21 protein-coding genes are annotated in these 17,046 nt (G+C 70.1%); 16 read left to right on the top strand and 5 right to left on the bottom strand.

Features of this window, described 5'->3' with window-relative positions:
• Positions 1-487: 487 nt before the first annotated feature.
• Entirely contained in the window at positions 488-1,201 is a 714-nt protein-coding gene (locus tag ACNF49_RS01680) for a VOC family protein (RefSeq protein WP_482942585.1), read from the bottom strand.
• Between the two features lie 348 nt (positions 1,202-1,549).
• Between ACNF49_RS01680 and ACNF49_RS01675 the strand changes: the two genes are divergently transcribed.
• The 3 genes from ACNF49_RS01675 to ACNF49_RS01665 all read left to right on the top strand — a co-directional run bounded on the left by ACNF49_RS01675 (position 1,550) and on the right by ACNF49_RS01665 (position 3,704).
• Positions 1,550-2,191: a hypothetical protein gene (locus tag ACNF49_RS01675; protein WP_482942584.1), complete on the top strand. Its 642-nt coding sequence runs from the start codon at positions 1,550-1,552 to the stop codon at positions 2,189-2,191.
• A 17-nt stretch (positions 2,192-2,208) separates the two neighbouring features.
• Positions 2,209-2,964 carry a hypothetical protein gene (locus ACNF49_RS01670; RefSeq protein ID WP_482942583.1) on the top strand — a complete coding sequence of 252 codons (756 nt, stop codon included), beginning with the start codon at positions 2,209-2,211 and terminating at the stop codon, positions 2,962-2,964.
• A gap of 164 nt (positions 2,965-3,128) precedes the next feature.
• A complete protein-coding gene (locus ACNF49_RS01665) occupies positions 3,129-3,704 on the top strand; it encodes a hypothetical protein (RefSeq protein WP_482942582.1) in 576 nt (191 codons plus the stop codon).
• A 226-nt stretch (positions 3,705-3,930) separates the two neighbouring features.
• Here the strand turns inward: ACNF49_RS01665 and ACNF49_RS01660 are convergent, their stop codons facing one another.
• Positions 3,931-4,167: a hypothetical protein gene (locus ACNF49_RS01660; protein ID WP_482942581.1), complete on the bottom strand. Its 237-nt coding sequence runs from the start codon at positions 4,165-4,167 to the stop codon at positions 3,931-3,933.
• A gap of 258 nt (positions 4,168-4,425) precedes the next feature.
• Here ACNF49_RS01660 and ACNF49_RS01655 point away from each other — a divergent pair, with 258 nt between their 5' ends.
• Complete coding sequence (locus tag ACNF49_RS01655) at positions 4,426-4,881, top strand: hypothetical protein (protein WP_482942580.1); 456 nt, start codon at positions 4,426-4,428, stop codon at positions 4,879-4,881.
• Here ACNF49_RS01655 and ACNF49_RS01650 read toward each other — a convergent pair.
• Positions 4,820-6,052, bottom strand: coding sequence for a DUF6461 domain-containing protein (locus ACNF49_RS01650; protein WP_482942579.1), 1,233 nt, complete (start codon positions 6,050-6,052; stop codon positions 4,820-4,822). The two genes, ACNF49_RS01655 and ACNF49_RS01650, sit on opposite strands and share 62 nt — an antisense overlap.
• 99 nt (positions 6,053-6,151) lie before the next feature.
• Positions 6,152-6,706 (bottom strand): DUF6461 domain-containing protein, encoded by a 555-nt coding sequence (locus ACNF49_RS01645; RefSeq protein ID WP_357966732.1) that lies wholly within the window; start codon positions 6,704-6,706, stop codon positions 6,152-6,154.
• A 342-nt stretch (positions 6,707-7,048) separates the two neighbouring features.
• On the opposite strand from ACNF49_RS01645, the gene ACNF49_RS01640 reads away from it, so the two are divergent.
• Both ACNF49_RS01640 and ACNF49_RS01635 read left to right on the top strand, forming a co-directional pair.
• Complete coding sequence (locus ACNF49_RS01640; RefSeq protein WP_482942578.1) at positions 7,049-9,496, top strand: SCO7613 C-terminal domain-containing membrane protein; 2,448 nt, start codon at positions 7,049-7,051, stop codon at positions 9,494-9,496.
• 199 nt (positions 9,497-9,695) lie between these two features.
• Positions 9,696-10,358 (top strand): DUF4097 family beta strand repeat-containing protein, encoded by a 663-nt coding sequence (locus ACNF49_RS01635; RefSeq protein WP_357966736.1) that lies wholly within the window; start codon positions 9,696-9,698, stop codon positions 10,356-10,358.
• Between the two features lie 236 nt (positions 10,359-10,594).
• On the opposite strand, the gene ACNF49_RS01630 is transcribed toward ACNF49_RS01635, so the two are convergent.
• Positions 10,595-11,098, bottom strand: a complete 504-nt coding sequence (locus tag ACNF49_RS01630; protein WP_482942577.1) for a hypothetical protein — start codon at positions 11,096-11,098, stop codon at positions 10,595-10,597.
• Positions 11,099-11,447: 349 nt separating this feature from the next.
• Between ACNF49_RS01630 and ACNF49_RS01625 the strand changes: the two genes are divergently transcribed.
• The 10 genes from ACNF49_RS01625 to ACNF49_RS01580 are packed head-to-tail and all read left to right on the top strand — an operon-like array spanning position 11,448 to position 17,039.
• On the top strand, positions 11,448-11,981 hold the full coding sequence (locus ACNF49_RS01625; RefSeq protein ID WP_482942576.1) for a hypothetical protein: 534 nt from the start codon (positions 11,448-11,450) through the stop codon (positions 11,979-11,981).
• A gap of 53 nt (positions 11,982-12,034) precedes the next feature.
• Complete coding sequence (locus ACNF49_RS01620) at positions 12,035-13,393, top strand: SRPBCC family protein (protein WP_498701824.1); 1,359 nt, start codon at positions 12,035-12,037, stop codon at positions 13,391-13,393.
• 56 nt (positions 13,394-13,449) lie between these two features.
• On the top strand, positions 13,450-13,869 hold the full coding sequence (gene gvpJ / locus ACNF49_RS01615; RefSeq protein WP_358289862.1) for a gas vesicle protein GvpJ: 420 nt from the start codon (positions 13,450-13,452) through the stop codon (positions 13,867-13,869).
• A gap of 1 nt (position 13,870) precedes the next feature.
• Positions 13,871-14,665 carry a GvpL/GvpF family gas vesicle protein gene (locus ACNF49_RS01610; RefSeq protein ID WP_357966746.1) on the top strand — a complete coding sequence of 265 codons (795 nt, stop codon included), beginning with the start codon at positions 13,871-13,873 and terminating at the stop codon, positions 14,663-14,665.
• Between the two features lie 43 nt (positions 14,666-14,708).
• Positions 14,709-14,933, top strand: coding sequence for a gas vesicle protein GvpG (locus tag ACNF49_RS01605; protein ID WP_498701820.1), 225 nt, complete (start codon positions 14,709-14,711; stop codon positions 14,931-14,933).
• 43 nt (positions 14,934-14,976) lie between these two features.
• A complete protein-coding gene (locus ACNF49_RS01600; protein WP_357966749.1) occupies positions 14,977-15,339 on the top strand; it encodes a gas vesicle protein GvpO in 363 nt (120 codons plus the stop codon).
• 26 nt (positions 15,340-15,365) lie between these two features.
• Positions 15,366-15,746, top strand: coding sequence for a gas vesicle protein (locus tag ACNF49_RS01595; protein WP_357967450.1), 381 nt, complete (start codon positions 15,366-15,368; stop codon positions 15,744-15,746).
• Complete coding sequence (locus ACNF49_RS01590; RefSeq protein ID WP_357966752.1) at positions 15,736-16,518, top strand: GvpL/GvpF family gas vesicle protein; 783 nt, start codon at positions 15,736-15,738, stop codon at positions 16,516-16,518. Before ACNF49_RS01595 ends, ACNF49_RS01590 begins: the two co-directional genes overlap by 11 nt.
• On the top strand, positions 16,505-16,744 hold the full coding sequence (locus tag ACNF49_RS01585; RefSeq protein WP_357966755.1) for a gas vesicle protein: 240 nt from the start codon (positions 16,505-16,507) through the stop codon (positions 16,742-16,744). The genes ACNF49_RS01590 and ACNF49_RS01585 overlap by 14 nt, the downstream gene beginning before the upstream one ends.
• Positions 16,728-17,039, top strand: coding sequence for a gas vesicle protein K (locus tag ACNF49_RS01580; protein WP_482942574.1), 312 nt, complete (start codon positions 16,728-16,730; stop codon positions 17,037-17,039). The genes ACNF49_RS01585 and ACNF49_RS01580 overlap by 17 nt, the downstream gene beginning before the upstream one ends.
• Positions 17,040-17,046 lie beyond the last annotated feature (7 nt).

The raw sequence follows: 17,046 nt of genomic DNA, 5'->3' as shown, positions 1-17,046 counted from the left end.
CGGCTCGACCGCCCTCGCGCGCATCCACTTCTCCTGAACCCCCCACTGCATGAGGATGCTGGGAACGAGGACCCCCAGCCCGATCCCCATCAACACCCGACTGCATGCCCTTAAAATCACTTGCTCCCCGTTCCGATCAGGAGTCGCATCAGATCAACCGCCCCCAATACGCGCCCGATAGTAAGGCGATTGGGAAGTTGTGCGCTATGCGTGCCGAATTCCTGATCAGCGGGGATGCTCGGCGGGATATGACGAGGGCGGTGCCGGAAAGGGCGACGCCGACCCAGTCCGGGGCGGTGTAGCCGAATCCGGCGGCGATGACCAGGCCGCCAGCGCGTTGCCGAGGGCGCCACGCTCCTAGCCCGGGAGCTTCGCCCCGACCACCGGGTGCGCCTGCGGCTCGGCCCGCACGGGGTCGGTGTGGTCCGTACGACCGCAGGCCGGCAACTGACACGAAAGGTGCGATGCACCACCAGCCGCAGTCGCGCTACCGGGGACTGCGTACGGAGAACTCGTTGCCGTCGGGATCGAACATCAGGACCTGGCCGTCATCGCCGTTGCCGGTACGCGTCGCCCCGAGTGAGAGCAGGCGATCGACTTCCGTCTCCCAATCGGCGTCGACGGGTGTCGCCAGCTCGAAGCACAGCCTGTTCGTGCCCGTCTTCGGCGCCACCGGAGGACCACCCCACGTGATCTTCGTGCCGCCGCCGGGCGACTGGATCGCGGTCTCCTGGTCCTGGTCCCAGACCAGTGGCCACCGCAGCGCCTTGCTCCAGAAGTAGCCGACCTCCTGGGTGCCGTCGCAGGCCAGCGCCCCGATGACACCGGTGTCGGCGAGAAACTTGTTGCCCGCCTCGATGACGCAGAACTCGTTGCCCTCCGGATCGGCGAGCACCACATGTCCCTCTTCCGGGAGTTGGCCCACGTCGATGTGCTTTCCGCCGAGTCTCAGCGCCCTGGCCACCGTCTGCTGCTGATGCTCCGGGGAGATGCTCGTCAGGTCGAAGTGCGCCCGGTTCTGGCCGACCTTCGGCTCCAGGCTCGGCAGGAAACGGACGCGGAAGCCGACAGGATCGGGAGGCAGGATCGCGACGTCGTCAGGACCGTCGGCCATCTCCCAACCCAGCACCCCCGCCCAGAACCGCGCCAGGTCCGAGGGACGGATCGCATTGAAGCAGATCGCGAACAATTGACTGGTCATACCTCACGCATCCCCGATTCGCCAAGCTTGATACGAGGCCCGCTCCGCCGGCACAGCCTAAGCGCGTCCACGCGGCACCGCATCCGAGTTTCGTGGCGGCGGCGCGGTCACCCGCCGAACCTGACGCGTCGTGGCCGAGCCGATCGCGATGACGCGTACCTGGCCTGACTGTCAAGCGATCCTGTCGGACGCTGCGGAGAAAGTGTGGTCAGAAGGCGGAATTGTTCAACGGACTGCCATGGCCCATGAAACAAGTCAACCCTTGAGGTGAGGGGAGAATGTTGTCATGATCGCCATGCCCATATTCGCCACCACAGTATGTGATCAGGCCTTCAGAAGGAGTGATGAATGCATCATCGGCTCAAGATCGGCTTAGCTGTGATCGTCGCTGCCCTGACCACCGTCACGACCGTCGCCCCCGCTTACGCCGACCAATGGCCGTTCGACGGAATACTTCCCGACAAGAGCACTCACAGTTACTGCTACACCACGTCGGTCTCCACGGAAGTCCGGTCCTACATTCCGGGGGCGATGAACTACCTGGCGAACGCGACCACCATTCCCGGCGTCCCCTTCCATTCGCCTTGTGAGACCACGAACTCCAGCAGCGACGGAACCCCCGCCACGGATGTCGCCTGGTTCGAGGTGTGGGTCGAAAACGGCTACGGCGAGGCTGAATGCAAGGTCTGGACGGCGTCCAACCCCGACGTCTGCGACCAGCGTCATACGAGGATCAACGGCAGCAGGATCAGGGCCGCGTCCGATCCTCATCATCAGTTCATCAAGACCGTCTGCCACGAACTCGGCCACACGGCAGGAGTGGATCATTACTCCCCGCTCGCGTCACCCCCCGAGCCGCCGGGCGCGTTCGGCCAGCCGCAGGACTGCATGGCCAGCGGCGACGTGACGCTGATCGGCAACCCCAGCGGGTCCTGGATCCACACCTACAATCCGCACCACATCGCCGACCTGAATCCGCACTGGGCCTGACGCAAAGGAGGACAACGATGAGGAAGCAGACCCTTCTCGCGCTCGCCCTCGCCGCGACGGCGGCCCTGTCCGCCTGCGGTGGGCCCGGCGAAGGTGCACCCGCGACACAGGCGGGCCCGAAGCAGGGGCAGGCCCTCAGCCCTGAAGCGAAGGGCTCTTTGGACCTGTCGCTGTTACGCGTGGTCGAGGCCGACTTCGACCCGTACAGCACCCCGGAAGAACTCGCCGCGGACCGCCCCGTCGTGGCAGCCGGAATAATCGACGGCTGGCAGCAGGGCCCCATTCTGAAAACATATCCCGGCGGTCCTCTGGACCATCGCGTCGTCCTGCGGATGCGTGTCACGGAAGCGCTCAAGGGCGTCAAGGGCCGGAAAACGATCCCTGACGGGCTCGTTTACATAGAGCTCAGCCAGGGTGGTGTTGTCAGCGATCCGAATGTCCCGGTGGAGCAGTGGAAGCCGCGCAAATCCATTGCGGATTTCGAAAAGGCGCTTCCCGTCGGCACCAAGATGCTCGCGTTCCCGCGCGAGCGTCCTGTCCAGGAACTAGAAGTGCATGACCCGGGAGAACCTCTTCCGCGGGATGCGAAGCTGATGCTCGTACCTCCGCAGGGGCTGATATTCGAAGACCCGCAACTGGTCGGTCAGCGATCCGGGGGCACGGCTCTGGTGGGGGGCAAGGAACGGCTGAGCGTCGGCGGCGAAGCGTGGTCCAGCCCCAGGGACATGGGTGAGTTGGTCGCCCGCCTGAAGCAGCACGGAATCACCGAATAACTCAAGGTCTCAGGCGTCCGCCTCCTGTGGCGCCGTCGGGCCCGACAGCCGGTTCGTACCCCAGCCGCTGTCGGGCCTTCGCCTGCCAGGCAGGCGCCCGTGAGCCGCGTGCCCGGCTGTCATCCTGAGGGGTGTTCGGACTGCTGAGAAAGGTGGATTCGCTCGTGTTGGACGAGATCGTCGCTCGTTACGGCGACCTGTTGAGCGAGCTCGACACCATCGCCTACACGGTGACGCTTCCTGACTCCGGTGTCCTGTCGATCAAGGATGCCGTACGTCGACTCGGGGCGGACCTCACCACGCTCCAGGGCCCCGACGAGCTGCCGCGCAGCCCCGGCTCCATCAGCCTCCACCAGGTCGGCAACGGCATCGTCACGCTGGACTGGGTCCGCCCGGGCGGGTCGGAGATGACCGAGCGACTCGCCGGCCAGGGGTTCCGGCATTGGTGCGTGTCCTTCGACATCGAAGGCAACACCAGCATGTACGTCCGCTACGGCCAGGCCGAAGGCTTTCTCCATCATCCGGAGCCGGACCCCATGCCGTTTACGGGATGGGCAGACCAACTCGGTCCCTTGAGCCCGTACACCGACCTCCTCGCGAGCGGCTACGACAGCGAGGACGCGGAGGCGAGGGTGGACATCACCGCGGCGTGCCTCGCCGTGGTGGAGCTGGAAAGCGGTGTCCGCCTGGACGACGCACTGATGGACAGCCCCTGCTCGGCACTGCCGATCCCTCTGTGACACAGCTCGTCGCCAAGACGGCCACACCCCGCGATCGCCGCGGCGGGGGTGCGCACCTTGCGTGCCGAAGTCATGACCCCTGGCTGATGTAGTCCACTGGGCGCTCAGGGCACTCCAAGCAGACGAACATGTAGAGCGATCCAGCGTCCTGGATCATGAGATCGGTAGGGTTGTGTATATCCGCGTAACCCCGCGTCCCGAACGATGATCAAGACCGTGCGTCAGATCACCAGGGCGCCTGCTGATCGCAAGGTTCGTGCGGGGTTGGCGGCCACCTGGCGAAACAGTTCTCGTCATCCAGCTGGGCGTACCAGGGCACCTTGAGCGCGAACGTCGCGCGCTCCGGTCCAAGATCGACAATGTCGTCGTACTGGTTGCCGCTGAACCCACGCCAGGCGCCGCGCAGTGAAGCGTCGACAGCGAGGAACGGATCGCCGTCCGTCCACAGCCGGCCCAGATGCACCCACGGTTCTCGTATTGGCCCATTGTGCATGCGAGCTTGGCGAAAGCCGCCTGCTGACGTACGTGCGGGAAATGATCTACGCTGGGCGCCCCTCACTGCGATCACATGGCGGCGAACTTGGTTCCGTTATCGGCGATTCCTCCGCGCTGGGCCGTGCCCCTGTTGGCTGCGGCGGCTCTGGCGGCTCCCGCTTCACGCACCTTGTGGTGGCACTCTCTTGGAGGGCCGACCTACTCGGCGCACGGCTATGCCTGCCCCTTGAGTGCCGAGCCGTGGACACCCGGAAAGTTCGATTGGCTGATCGAGATCAACTGGGCGACCGTCTCCGCGGAGTTGCACGGCTGGCCCACCGGGGTGATGGCGCTTGGTTTGTGTGCGACGCTCGCTCTTCGCGGCAGGTGGGGGGTGTTCGCCGCATGGGTGACGGTGGTGCTGTTCGTGGTCTTCGCCGGGGTGTTCAGCCTTCCCTACGCTGTTCGGGTCATCTTGGGCGATTGCCGGGAAACGCTCCAGTTCGGTGGCTGGGACATCGTCAGGTTCGGGCCGATGCTGCACTATTTGGCGGGCGCGGTGTTGGTCGCGTTCTTGGCGCTGGTCCGGCGTGCGGAGATGGGCGGCGGTCCCGGTTTCCTGAACGGCAGAGCGACGTCTGCTACGTCGAGGAGGCGTGCAGCGTCGCGGCGACGGCCGTCGCGTGGTCGCGGTCGGCCATGAGCTGACCCCGGTGAACCAGGGGGAAGTGGGTGTTGTAGGCGGCCGTCCTGGCGTCGGGGGACAGGGCGGCGCGTACCGACCTCGCCGCCTGCCAGCGCGGCCGGACCGCCTCCCGCTCCGCTTCGTCCGGAAGGTGATGCCACCTGCAGCTCGGGCAGGCCGGCATGCCGGTCGCGTTGTCGAGGGCGAAGATGTTGCGCCTGTCGGCCGGTAAGTCCTGCGGATCCGCCGACGGGCGGCCCATCCACTCGCCGGTGGCCTCGTCGATCGGATGGCCGGTCAGCTCCGACTCGTGACGGCGGATGAGCTCGGCGAGCGGGGAGTCGTGCTCGACCGGCCCCGTCTCGCCCCGTTCGGCCGACGCCAGCGCGGCGACGAGCACCGGGTGGTCGGCCACGCCGGCCAGCGCACACTGGCGGCGGGCTTCGGCGACCGCGGCCCGCCGCCGGCGGTCGGGGGAGGCGTGGTCGATGGCCTCGGCGAGCTCCGGGTTGCAGGCCCGCAGGGCGTGCGAGGCGAGCGGGTCGCCCTGCGGAGGGTCGTTCGGAGCGCGGTCGGTGATGACACCGCCCAGCAGTGGCGCGTCCAGCAGTGCGGGGGTGAACAGCACTCCTGAGATGCGGCTGGCCAGGGCGAGGGCCGCGGGAATGGGGCCGGAGAGGTACTGGAACCCGTCCGCCGGTTCGGGTTCGAGGCCCAGCTCGCGCATGTCCTCGTTCAGCGCGTCGGGGTGGCTGCCCCAGCGCTCCTGGGGCCTCTGCGGGCGAAACGCCGTCCGGATCCGGCCGTCCGCTGCGTGTTCGAAGTCGTGCGATGCCGCGTAGTCGTGGCGCATGACGGAGACGGCCTCACCGCCGTCGCGGGTCAGCTCGCGCAGCGTCTCGCGGCGGGTCCCCTCCCAGCCGCTGTATTCGAAGGCCACGGTCCAGTCGCCGGCCCGGGTCACCAGCACCATGTCGCAGCAGCCGTCGTTCTCCTCCGTGCGCTCGAAGACCTCCTCGTCGTCCACGACATGGATGTTGACGTCGGCGACGCCGAAGCGCCGGAGGGTCTCGCGCTCGTCCAGGCCGTGGACGAAAGTGACGGTGTAGATCTCCTCATGCCAGTCGTTCTCCCATGCGTAATCCGCAGCCGTGATCTTGCGCACCCGCTTCTCCTCCTTCGTGATCACGGGGAGTGTGGCAGGCGGATCCGACATTCCCGCGTCCGCGAAGACGAGAAGGGCGGATGACGGGTCGCCGGGTGGCCGTCGGCGAAGTCCTCGGCGCGGTCAACCTGCCATGAGGTGATCGGTCGAACCGGTGAGGGCCGGTCGGGCGTAGTGGGCGCGGGACAGGTGTACGCCGGTGGCGCGGGAGGCGAGGGCCAGCGCGCCGGCGACGGGGTTCTCGCCGAAACCGTCGTCGACGTCGTACAGGCCCAGGTCGCGGACGTCCGCGAGCAGCCGGTCGGGATCGTCGCCCTCCCGGTAGCGGTAGCCGTACAGGTCGAACGTGGTGATCAGGCGCTCGTTCACCTCGTAGGTGAAGTCCGAGTCCTCGACATTGGCGAACACCGTGGCCACGGCCGTTCCCAACGACAACGGCTCGGCCAGGTTGCTGACGTACTTGGCGGCCCATCCCGTGTCGGCGAGGACGGTCCCGCCCTGAGCGGCGTAGGCGGCGGCGTTGAGGTCGCCGCGGGTGCCGGGGGTGACCTTGATCCGTCGTAGAGCGTCGGCGGGGGACAGGTCACGGACGAACGTGATGCACAAGACGGTGGTGCCGACATCATCGGTCCACCGGTCGCTCAACCAGGCGTAGTCTGCCGGGGTCGCCCCGCCCATGCGCGCTCCTAGATCGTTTCGGGTGGCCGCCGGCCTAGACGGCTCCGGTCTGGGGCCGATCCGGTGCCGTCCTCCGCGTCGAAGGCCGCTCGAACCGCCCCTCGGCCGTGTCGACCGGCCGTACCGGCATCCGGTGCGCCAGCCGATGACAGTGATTCGCAAGGACGTGACGGTGCAATATGGGTCATCTCGTCGGGCTCAAGTGGAGTGTCGGTGCGTGGAAGTATGAAATGTCCGGACTGCGGGGTGATGTTGTCCGGGACCGGGCTTCAGGAGCCGGTTTCCCGATGCCCGAGGTGTGCCCTGCCTCTGCAGGGCCCCGTCGCGCATGAGCTCTGGCAGGTGGACCAGGCTCTCGCCACGCTGGGGGATCAGCTCGCCGGACTGCAGGCCCGCCGTGCGGAACTGCTCGGCACCCTACGTGCCGAAGCGGCGCATCAAGGAGCGGCGGGCGCGGGAGCGGCGGGTCAGCCAGGGGCGGGCGCGGGAGCGGCGGGTCAGCCAGGGGCGGGCGCGGGAGCGGCGGGCCAAGGAGTGGCGGGCGCGGGGGCGGCGGGTCAGCCAGAAGCGGGCGCGGGTGCGGTGCCTCCCTACGCGGGCGCGTTGCCGCCGTATCCAGGGGCGGCGACCGGATTCGGGGTTACCGGCCCCGGCGCGCCGAGGCCGGAGGTCTCCACGGGCGCCGCGAAGAACGTCCTGCTCATCCTCGGTGGTCTGCTGCTGACGGTGGCGGCGGCGGTGTTCACCGTGGTGAGCTGGGGACAACTGGGCATAGGCGGGCGCGCGGCCGTGCTGGCCGCGTTCACCACACTGGTGATGCTGGCGCCGGTCGTGCTGATCCGGCGCAGGCTCACCGCGACGGCCGAGACCATGGCCGGGTTCGCGGTCGCGTTGCTGCTGCTCGACGGCTACGCGGCCAGGCGGGTAGGGCTCCTCGGGGTCGACTCCCTCGACGTGTTGCACTACACGGCGGGCGTGTTGGGGCTCACCGCGCTGATCCTGGTGGCCTATGCCCGGGTCACCCGGCTTCGCGGCCCTGCTCCCGTCGCCGTGGTGCTGGCGCAGCCGGTCCTGCCGCTGGTGACCGGAGACTGGTCGGAGACCTGGCTGGTGGCCATGCTGGTGGTCACGGCGGCGCTCGACGTCGTCCTGGTCCGTTACAGCCGGGGAGCGGTGCGGGCGACGGCCGCTTCGACCGGCAGCGGGGTCGCGGTCCTCGCCCTGCTGGGCGGCGTGCCGTACGCGCTGGGATCGCCTTCCGTCGGTCAGGCGCTGGTCAGGTCGGTGCCGCTGGTCGCCTTGGTGCTGCTCGGCGGGTGGGTGACGTGGCTGCTGGCCAGGCATGGCGACGCCGAGAGGGAGATCTGGGCCGCCGCGGTCGCCGTCGGAACCGCGCTCACGCTGATCGCCGTGCCGGCGGCGCTGGCGCAACCGGTGCTGGACGGTCCGGGCACGGACTGGCGTCCCCTGGCCTACCTCGTCCCGGCGCTCGGGGTGGTGCTCGCCGCCGGCCTGCTGCCCTGGCGGCGGGTACGTCCGGCGGTCATGGGCACCGGCTGGCTGGTGGCGCTGCTGACCACGCTGACGGTGCTGCCACGGCTCGTGGTCACCCTGGTGGCGCCGTTCGCCTGGCTGGACGTGTTGTGGACGGGCACCTGGAACGGGCGGGAGTGGCCGCCGTTCGACATGGCGACGCCGGTGGACGTGGTGGTGCTGGCCGTGCCGGCGACCGTCCTCCTGGTGGCAGCCGTGAGAGGCGCCGGCGGGTGGCCGACAGCGGCCGGGCGCGGCGTCGGTGGGTGGTTGGTGAGGGTGGCGACCGCCGGGGCGCTGCTGGCCGGGGCGCTCATGATCGCGGTCGCCCCCCAGGCCTTCGGAATGCCCTACCCGGTCGCGACGGCGGTGCAGGCAGCCCTGGCCGTCGCGCTCGCGGTGACCGCCACCCGCGGCCGCGCGCCCTGGTGGGCGGTGGTCTGCGCGCTCGTCGCCGCCCCGGTCTCGGTACGGGCGGCGGCGTACGCGTTCGGCAGCGAGCCGGCGACGCTGATCGTGCTGCCGATCCTGGCGGCGGCGGCCGCCGCGGTGGCGCTGTCGGCCAGGCTGAAGGAGCTCCGGCTCTGGGGGGTGGGCTTCGCCGCCCTGTTCCTCGGCCTGGAGGCGGTGGCGGCGGGGTTCTCGCTGGGCGCGCGTGTCCAGGTCGCGGTGAGCATCGGGTTCGCCGTGGCCGGGGTGCTGGTGCTGCTCATGTCGATGTGGTCCGGCTCGGCCGGCCGGGTCGGCGGGAACGGCCTCAGGTACGCCGGCGCCGTCCTGCTGCTGCTGGCGTCGTGGCTGCGGCTGGGGGCGGACGAGGTCACCGTCGTCGAGGCGTACACGGTGCCGTGCTCGCTGGTGCTGCTGGGATCCGGCTGGTGGCGGCGGCGCGGCGCGGCGGTCTCGTCGTGGGCCGCCTACGGGACGGGTCTCTCCTTCACGATGCTGCCCAGCCTGGTGGCGGTGTACGCGGACACCGAATGGCGGCGGTCGTTGCTGCTCGGCGTGCTGGCGCTGGCGGTGCTGCTCGCCGGGGTCCGGTTCAAGCTCCAGGCGCCCACGTCGATCGGAGCGGTCGTGGTCGCCGGGGTCGTGGTGCGGGAACTGGCGCCGTACGTGTCGGAGATGTTCCTCGCGGTGCCGCGCTGGGTGCCGATCGCCGTGGGCGGCCTGCTGCTCGTGGTGGTCGGGGCGACGTTCGAGGCCCGCATGCGCGACCTGCGCCGGTTGCGCGACACCCTCGCGACGATGGGCTGACGCCGAGAGCCCGCGGGGGCCGGCTGCGTCCTGCCGGATGTCAGCGGCCGTGTCAGGGCGGCGACGGTGCGGTATCAGAGCGGTCCGCGATGGTTGACCCATGAACGGTTCAGCGATGCGGCCCCAGGGCCGCGAACTGGGCCAAATGCCCGCCCCTTCAGGGGCGGGCGTCGGAGACCACGAGTCGCAGGAGAGCATCATGCAGCAGTTCGACACCACCGCCCCCGTCCGCGTCGTCCTCGACATCCCCGCCGGACGCGTGCAGTTCGTGGCGGAGGACCGGGCCGACACCACGGTCGAGGTCCGGCCCGCGAACGCCTCGAAGAGCCGCGACGTGCAGGCGGCGGAGCAGACCACGGTCGAGTACGCCGACGGCGTCCTGAGGATCGCGAGCGCGGCGAAGAACCAGTACCTCGGCCCGTCCGGGTCGATCGAGGTGACGGTCCAGCTGCCCGCCGGCTCCCGCGTCGAGGCCAAGGCGGCCAGCGCCGAGCTGCGGACCGCCGGGCGTCTCGGCGACGTCGCCTTCGAAGGCGCGTACAGCCGGATCGAGATCGAGGAGGCCGCGAGCCTGCGCCTCACGGCGGTCGACGGCGACGTCGAGGTCGGCCGGCTGGGCGGCCCCGCGGAGATCAGCACCGCACGCGGGGACATCCGGATCGCCGAGGCCGCGGGCGGCAAGGTCGTGCTCCGCACCCAGTCCGGTGACATCACGATCGCCGCCGCCGCCGGCGTCTCGGCGGCCCTGGACGCCGGCACCAGCCACGGCCGCGTCACCAACGCGCTCAAGAACGACGGCACCGTCGAGCTCGACATCCACGCCACCACCTCCAACGGCGACATCACCGCCCGCAGCCTGTGACCCGCGGCTTCCGACCGGAGGGCGGGCCGACCCGCCGAGGCCGCCCTCCGGAAGAAGCCACAGGTCAGAGCGTTCTTGTGGCGGGACTGTGAAACTGTCGGCCCAGCCTGCGCAAGTTCGGGACCTTGCGCCGGCCGCCAGTGTCTACAGCAGGTCAGAGGCCCTTCGGGGCCTCTTCTGCGTTGCAGGGGGTCTCGCCGTCGCGCCGCAGGCGGATCAGCGACCAGGCTCAAAGGTCACCGGAAGATCGTGTGGCACATACGCGCCCGCACCCCCTGGAACCTGGCGCACGGCGAGTGGTGGTGCCTGCGCCCTTTCGCGTGGTGCGGCTTCCTCGCCGCGTGCCTCTCCGCGTGCTTTGCCGTGTGCTTCGCCGCGGTCTTCGGAGGTGCGGCCGGATGGCGCGGTTGGGTGGCCGGTGGCCGAGGTGGCGCGGCCGGGGCCGCCTGCGGGAGGGCCGCCTCCGGGACGGCTGCCTGCGGGACGGCCGCCTTCAGGACGCCCGTCGGCCCGCGGCCCAGGGCTTCCTCCTGCAACCCGCGGCTGACCGTGAAGCCGACGAACACGCCCAGCCCGAGCGCGAGGGCGACCGCGATGACGACGAAGACATGGCTGAAACGTCTGCGAGGGGCGAGCGGTGATCCCCGGAAGAGCGCGGACGGCGGAAGGACGGCCTTGCCGCGTGCCGCGGGCCGGGACGGGGCCGGACGGATGAAGACGGAAGATGGCAGGTCGTTCATGGTCGCCTCCGAGATCACACTCAGATCGTTGCCGTCTGGTCCCGTATGACGCTCGGTGCGAGGACTCCGGTTCGCGAGTTGGCGAATCCTTGGGCAGGTCGGGCCCAGGTCCTGACGCTTCCGCGTGCCTGAGCCGGGGGGCAGGCGGGGCTAAACGCCGACTGATGGGTCGGCGTGGATTCGCGCCCGGATACCAACTCCCCGTCCCGTTTTTCGCCAATTGGGTGCTTTGTTGGTTTTCCGGGTAGGTCAAGCCGCGGCGAGCAGGCGTCGGCGTGTTCGGGGTCTGTCCGCGCGCACTGGACCCAGTGCGGGTCGAGATGGTGAGCGAGCGGAAGGAGCGCTGATCATGTCGAGCAGGTTGCAGATGGCCTTTGCCGTACTCGCCGGGTACTACCTCGGCAGGCGCCACAAGTTGCGCACGGCTGCGGCACTGGCGGCGGCCGGGCTGGCGGGACGCGCCAGCTGCGGCCAGGGTGGCCTACTGGCCCAAGGCGTCAAGGCTCTCGGCTCCAATCCCGAGCTTCAGCGGATGACCGGCCGCCTTCGGGGCGAGCTCATGGAAGTCGGCAAGGCGGCGGCCATTTCGGCGGCCACCAAGCAGATCGACTCCCTGACCCACAAGCTCCAGGAGCGTGGGGAGAAGCCCGGTGCCGCGCAGGGCGAGGAAGCCGAGGCTCAACCCACGAAGCGGCAGGCGCCCGCAGACGAGGAATCTGGCTACGACGAGGACTACGACGAGAACGATCGCTACCAGGAGAACGACGACGAAGAGGAACCGGAGCAGGTCAGACGGAGGCCCGAGGGTCATGAGGGTAACGAGGGTCACAGAGGGCAGCGGCGGACACGTCCTGTCCGGCGGGTCGGCCAGTCACGGAGGTGAGTGCGGTGGCTGAGGCAGCGAAGAGGACGGCGACCGGAAGCGGCGGGGAAGCCTTGGGCAAGGCCGCCGGAACGGCCCGTCGAGCCGGTGAGGCCGCGACGGGCACGGCCGAGGACGTCGCCGGGAAGGCCGGAGACGTCACGGGGAAGGCCGGAGACGTCACCGGAAAGGCAGGGGACGTCGCGGGGAAGGCCGCGGAGGCCGGTCAGGGCGTCGCCGACGGCCTGCCGATGGACCGGCTCGTGCAGTCCGCGCAGGGCCTTCTGCAGGCGGCGGGCACGCGGGTGTTGTCCTCCGCGGGGGACAAGCTCGAAGGCCTGACCGGCCGGCTCACCGATTACGTGGAACACGGCGGAAAGGGCCTGATGAGCGCGGTCACGGGCTCGGACAAGCCCGGCTTCATGAGCGGAGCGCTGAAAGGCGGCCTCACGGGAGGTCTGAAAGGAGGCATCAAGGGGGGCCTCAAGGGGGGACTCAAAGGCATCTGGCAGAAGATCACCGGCCGTGGCGGCGGGAAGGCCGGCCACGCGAAGATCACCAACATCGTCGAGTCGATCGACATCGGTGCGCCCCGGCGCCTGGTGTACGACCAGTGGACCCAGTTCCAGGACTTCCCGACCTTCATGAAGAAGGTCGAGACCATCAACCAGGAGTCCGACGAGGAGCTGTCCTGGAAGGCCCAGGTCTTCTGGTCGCACCGGACCTGGAAGGCGCACATCATCGAGCAGATCCCCGACCAGCGGATCATCTGGCGGTCCGAGGGGGCGAAGGGGTATGTCGACGGAGCGGTGACTTTCCATGAGGTCTCGCCTGACCTGACCCGGGTCCTGGTCGTGCTGGAGTACCACCCGCAGGGCCTGTTCGAGCGCACCGGCAACCTGTGGCGCGCCCAGGGCCGGCGCGTACGCCTGGAGCTCAAGCACTTCAGACGGCACGTGATGGCGCACCTGCTGCTGAAGCCCGACGAGCTGGAGGGCTGGCGCGGCGAGATCCGGGACAGCCAGGTCGTCAAGGATCACGAGACCGCCGTCCAGGAGGAGCGGGAGCAGCAGGAAGCCGAGGAGCAGCAGCCCGAGGAGGGCGAGCGGGCGGAGGCGGAACAGCCCGAGGAGGAGCGGCCCGAAGAGGGCGAGCGGGCAGAAGCCGAAGAGCCCGAGGAGGAGTACGAAGAGGAGCCCGAGGAGGAGGAAGAAGAGGAGGAACCCGAGGAAGAAGAAGGGGAGTTCGAGGAGGAAGAGGGAGAGTTCGAGGAGCCCGAAGAGGAAGAAGAAGAGGAAGAGGAGGAGGGAGAGGAGCCCGAGGAGCGTCCCGCGGCTCCGGCCGTGGCGCGGCGTCGCGGCGGAGCGTCCACCCGCCGGTCCGCGGCCGAGCACGACCGCCCGGTACGCCGGCGTCGGATCCGAGCCGAGTAGCCACTCGTCAGGGCCTGTCGCCGAAGGCCCGGCCACCCAGAACCAGGGGGAACGACATGACCGTTCAGCCTGCCGGTCGCGGTACACCGGCCAGCAGCGGCACCGCGGGGACAAGTCTGGCCGACGTCATCGACACCATCCTCGACAAGGGCCTCGTCATCGACGCCTTCGTCCGGGTCTCGCTCGTCGGCATCGAGGTGCTGACGATCGACACCCGGATCGTCGTGGCCAGCGTGGACACGTACCTGCGCTTCGCGGAGGCGGCCAACCGCCTCGACCTTTCGGCCACGGAGAAGGGCCTGCCGGAGGTCGTCGAGGGGGTGACGGCGGCCAGGGCCGTCGGCCAGGCGAGCCAGCCTGACGCCGGGGAGCTGGAGGCCGCCTCCGACGAGCCCGACGAGTTGCAGGAGCTCACGGGTGAGGTCGTGGACCGCGAGGAAGAGCCGCGCCGGGCACGTCGTAGGGAGGATGACTGAGATGTCGCCACACGGAGAGGTCGCCGGGTCCGAGGACGCGTCGCAGGCGAGCATGAACGGCTACGCGTCCTACGTGTACGGGATCGTACCGATGGATGTCGAGGTGGAGCCCGGGACCGAGGGAGTGGGGGACCCCGGGGGGCAGGTGCGGCTGGTGCCGTTCGGCCAGATCGCCGCTCTGGTGAGCGATGTCGAGCCGGACCGCCCGCTCGGCCGGCCGCGGGACCTCCAGACGCACCAGCGGCTGCTCGACCAGACCGCGGCGGAGGTGCCGGTGCTGCCGTTCCGGTTCGGGGCGGTGCTGACGAACTCCGAGGCCGTGGTGGAGGAGCTGCTGAAGCCGTACCACGACCAGTTCGCCGACGCCCTGCAGGAGGTGGAGGGCCGGACGCAGTACGTCGTCAACGGCCGGTACGACGAGCGCGCGATCCTGCGCGAGATCCTGCGGGAGAACGGCGAGGCCGAGAGCCTTCGGCAGCAGATCGCCGGCCGCCCGGAGGACGCGACGCGCAACGAGCGCATGCGGCTCGGCGAGATCATCGAGGGCACGATCGCGGACAAGCGCGAGGCGGACACCGCGACGGTGGTGGACGAGCTCTCGGACCTCTGCGAACAGCTGGCCGTGCGCGAGCCCTCCCACGAACGGGACGCCGCGCACGTGGCCGCGCTGGTGGCGCGCGACCGGCGGGCCGAGTTCGAACAGGCGGTGGACGAGCTGGCCCGCCGCTGGTCGGGCCGTGTCGATCTGCGGCTGCTCGGACCGATGGCGCCGTACGACTTCGTCGGCACGAGCTGACCGCGCCGGCACGGACGCCGACGCCGGGGAGGAGTGAACATCCTTGGGACTGGGGACGTTGCTTTTTGGCTGGCCACTCATGCCGCTCTACGCGGTCGTCAAGCTCGGCGAGCTCATGCGCGACCAGGTCGAGCGGGAGCTGCACGACCCGGCCGTGGTCCGGCGCCGCCTGGAGGAGGTGGAGCAGGCCAGGGCCGACGGCCGGATCTCCGCGGAGGAGGAGGACCGGGCGGTGGAGGAGATCTTGCGGGGGATGGTCGGCTGGTGAGGCGCTAGCGGGGGCCGCACCAGGAAAGTACGGGGGTGATGTGGTGCCTGCCAGGCAGGAGACCGAGCACAAGCGTGTGCCGGGGACACGGCGCGCGGAGACCGGCGGCGAGGGGCCGCCTCGTACGCGTCCGGCGAACATGTCGGCCGCCGAGGTGGCCGGGGTCGGGTTGCGGATGATGACCGAGCTGACCGGCAAGGAAGCGGAGAGCGTCACGCTGGTCGAGCCGGTCGAGGACGGGTGGGTGGTCGGCGTGGAGATTCTGGAGGACCACCGGATCCCGTCCTCGGGTGACACCCTGGCCCTGTACGAGATCGACCTCGACATGGCGGGCAGCCTCCTGTCCTACCGCCGGGTGCGCCGCTACAAGCGGGGCAGCGGCGATCTCGCCGAGGGCTCGCGGTGAGCGCCAACGTGCGGCCGAGCCCGTACATGCCCGGATCCTCGTACCAGCCGGCCTCCCATGGCGGCCGCGAGTCGGCCAACCTCGGCGACATCCTGGAACGGGTGCTCGACCGGGGCGTGGTGATCGCCGGCGACATCCAGGTGAACCTGCTCGACATCGAGCTGCTGACGATCAAGCTGCGGCTGCTCATCGCCTCGGTCGACACGGCCCGCGAGATGGGCATCGACTGGTGGGAGCACGACCCGTGGCTCACCGGCGACACCCAGGAGCTGGCGAAGGAGAACCGCAAGCTGCGCCGCCGCCTCGCGGCCCTGGAGGAGATGGTGTCCGCCCGGGTGGTGGAAGGCGGCCCCGCGACCGGGCGCGCGCCCGGCCACGTGCCTGAGGCGGTCGAGCGTGGCCACTGACCAGGGCGTCTACCTCTACGCGGTCACCCGCGACGAGGGCGAGGGGCCCGACGGTCTGGCGGGGGTGGCGGGCGCGCCCGTGCGCCGTCTCGCGCACCGGGGGCTGGCCGCCTTCCTCAGCACGGTCTCGCTGGCGGAGTTCGGCGAGGAGGCGCTGCGCCGCTCGATGGAGGACCTCGCCTGGCTGGAGGAGACCGCACGCGCCCACCACCGGGTGGTGGAGGCCGTCGCCGCCCTGCGGCCCACGGCGCCGGTGCGGCTGGTCACCGTCTACACGGGCGAGGCGCAGGTGCGGGAGCTTCTCGACGAGCGGCACGAACAGTTCGACGCGGTCCTGGCGCGGGTGGCCGGCCGACGGGAGTGGGGCGTCAAGGCGTACGCCGTTCCCGGCGGGGCGGAGCCGGTGGCCGACCCGCAGGGCGCGACGCCGGGGGCGGCCTACCTGAACCGCCGCCGGGCCGCCCTGCGTAGCCGGGAGGCCGACTGGCGCCGGGCCGCCGAGCACGCCCGTGAGGTGCACGAGGCGCTGATGGACATCGCCGTCGTCGGCAGATGCCACCGGGCCCAGGACCCGCAGCTGTCCGGACGGCGGGAGCAGATGGTCCTCAACGGCGCCTACCTGGTGGACGACGAACGCGCCGCCGAGTTCGCGCAGGCGATCGAGGACGTCGCCGAGCAGGGGGTCACCGTGGAGCTCGTCGGCCCCTGGGCGCCCTACTCCTTCGCCGCCCTCGACCAGGACGGTGAGGCAGCGTACGGTGACGCCTCCTGAGCCGAGAGGAGGCCGGCTCGCCGCCCAGGGCCGCCTGCCCGAGCAGCGGGTGGCGCTCGTCGACCTGCTGGACCGCCTGCTGGCGGGTGGGGCGGTCGTGACCGGCGACCTCGTGCTGTCCATCTCCGGCATCGACCTCGTGCGGATCTCCCTGAGGGCCCTGCTGGTCAGCGTGCGCGAAGGCGACGCGGTCGAAGGAGGGATGCGACATGACGAGCCCGACTGACGGGCAGGCGGCCAGACGCGGCGAGTGGCGGCTGGAGACGGACGCCGACTCGGTGCAGCACGACCTGAGCCGCCTCGTGCTGACACTGGTCGAGCTGATCCGCCAGCTGGTGGAGCGCCAGTGCGTCCGGCGGATGGACAACGGCGACCTGACCGATGAGCAGCTGGAGGCAGTGGGGCTGACCCTCATGCGGCTGGAGGAGGCCATGGCCGAATTGTGCGACCGGTTCGGGCTGTCGCCCGCCGACCTCAACCTCGACCTCGGCCCCCTCGGCACCCTGCTCCCAGCGGACTGACCGTTCG

The sequence above is a fragment of the Actinomadura sp. ATCC 39365 genome, from assembly GCF_054392275.1.
Note: the sequence above shows the minus strand (reverse complement) of the source record. Positions and strands in the feature narration are given on the sequence as shown.